Annotated in this window: 2 protein-coding genes; both read right to left on the minus strand. The window is 71.3% G+C overall.

The window, feature by feature from the left end; genetic code table 11:
• Nucleotides 1–368, minus strand: a 368-nt coding sequence (locus tag H5J30_RS29580) for a uroporphyrinogen-III synthase (RefSeq protein WP_181790401.1), incomplete at its 3' end; no start/stop codon positions are given.
• A 52-nt stretch (nucleotides 369–420) separates the two neighbouring features.
• The gene (locus H5J30_RS29585; protein WP_181790403.1) at nucleotides 421–1806 is read right to left on the minus strand and encodes a nitrate/nitrite transporter; all 1386 of its coding nucleotides are present in this window, start codon (nucleotides 1804–1806) and stop codon (nucleotides 421–423) included.
• Between the last annotated feature and the right edge of the window lie 236 nt (nucleotides 1807–2042).

The following is a 2042-nucleotide window of genomic DNA, read 5'->3' on the forward strand; positions in this document are numbered from 1 at the left end:
GACCACGACTCGGTCAGCCCGGCCGCCCGGATCGCGCCGCGCACCTTCGGCCCGCGCGCCAGCAGTTCGACGCCGGCCAGCTTGTCGAGCAGCGCGTCGCCGAGGCCCCAGCCGCCCGCGGCCTCGACCCAGCCGCGAAAGCCGATGGCGGTGGTGGCGACGACGACGTCCGGCGGGTCGCCGATGAGCGCCTTCGTCGTGTTCAGCAACTCGTCGTCGTCGTGCAGGGGCACGATCCGCAGCGCGGGCGCGCGGTACACGATCGCGCCGCGCCGCGACAGCAGGGTGCTCAGCTCGTCCGCGCGGCGCGCGGCCGTGACTCCGACGGAGAAGCCCTCCAGCGGTTTGACCTCGGCGGGTACGGTCATGGTTCGCTGCTCCCCCGGTCGGTGCCGTTCGTGCCGTGCCATGGTGCTGCGCTCACACCCCCGCGTAGGCGGGGGTCCGCGGCGACGGGCCGGCCGCGCCGTCGGCGCGTGCGGCGGGCGTACGCGGCCCGCGCAGGTACACGGCCCACGTCACCACGAAGCACACAGCGTAGAAGACGAGGAAGGCCACGCAGGCGGCCGTGCCGTTGCCGCTGGCGAGGAAGGACTGCCGGAAGGCGAGGTTGATGCCGAGCCCGCCGAGCGCCCCGACCGCGCCGATGAGCCCGATGGCGGCGCCGGACAGCCTCCTCGCGTACGTGTTCGCCTGCTCGCCCCGCAGCCCCATGGCCAGGGCCTTGGCCTGGTAGATGCCGGGGATCATCTTGTACGTGGAGCCGTTGCCGAGCCCGGAGAAGAGGAACAGCGCGACGAAGCCCACGAGGTACACGGGCAGCGACTCCCGTACGGACGCGAAGACGACGACGCCCGTCGCACCGGCCATCGCGGCGAAGTTCCACAGCGTGATCCGCGCCCCGCCGTACCGGTCCGCCAGCCACCCGCCGACCGGCCTGATCACCGAGCCGAGCAGCGGCCCGATGAACGTGACGGCCGCGGCCTGGAGCGGGGTGCGGTCGAACTGGGTCTGGAGCACCAGCCCGAAGGCGAAGCTGTAGCCGATGAACGAGCCGAAGGTGCCGATGTACAGGAAGGACATGATCCACGTGTGCGCGTCGCGGACGGACTCCTTCGCCGCGCCGGTGTCGTTCCGTACCGGCGCGAGGTTGTCCATCCGCAGCCACGCGAGCGCGGCGGCGACGAGGATGAGCGGCATGTAGACGGCGAGCAGCACGCGCGGCCGGCCGTCCCCGGCGACGGCGATGACGAGCAGCGCGGCGAGCTGGATGACGGGCACGCCGATGTTGCCGCCGCCGGCGTTGAGTCCGAGGGCCCAGCCCTTGCGGTGCAGCGGGAAGAAGGCGTTGATGTTCGTCATCGACGAGGCGAAGTTGCCGCCGCCGACCCCGGCGAGCGCGGCGACCAGCAAGAAAGTGCCATACGACGTCCCCGGCTCCATCGCGGCGAACGCGGCGGCCGTCGGCAGCAGGAGCATCAGGGCGCTGAACACCGTCCAGTTGCGCCCGCCGAAGCGGGCGACGGCGAAGGTGTACGGCACGCGCACGCAGGCGCCGACGAGGGTCGCGACGGAGACGAGGAAGAACTTCCCGGCGGCGTCGATGCCGTACTCGTCGCCCATGAAGAGGACGAGCACGGAGAAGAGAGTCCAGATGGAGAAGCCGATGTGCTCGGAGAAGACGGAGTAGAGGAGGTTGCGGTTGGCGGTCTTCTCCCCCTTCTCCGCCCAGAACGCCTCGTCCTCGGGATCCCACTCCTCGATCCAGCGCTTCCCCCTGCGCGCGGTCTGCCCGGAGCCGGTCATCGCAGCCGTCCCTGCCCTTCGTCGGCGGGCCGCCGGCCCGCGGGGGGCGGCGGATCTGATTCAGGGTGACCGTAGGGACGGCGGGTTTCCAGACTGTGTTGACAGGTGACACGGACGCAACCTTGCCCTCACGGGAGGCGGGGTTGACAGGTGAGGATTCGTCGTTCCGGGTGGGCGGAGGGGTCCGGCGCGAGGGCTGGAGCAGGGGTTTTACCGGGGGTCATGCGGATGTAACG

The organism is Streptomyces phytophilus, assembly GCF_013870535.1.
GTDB lineage: Bacteria > Actinomycetota > Actinomycetes > Streptomycetales > Streptomycetaceae > Streptomyces > Streptomyces phytophilus.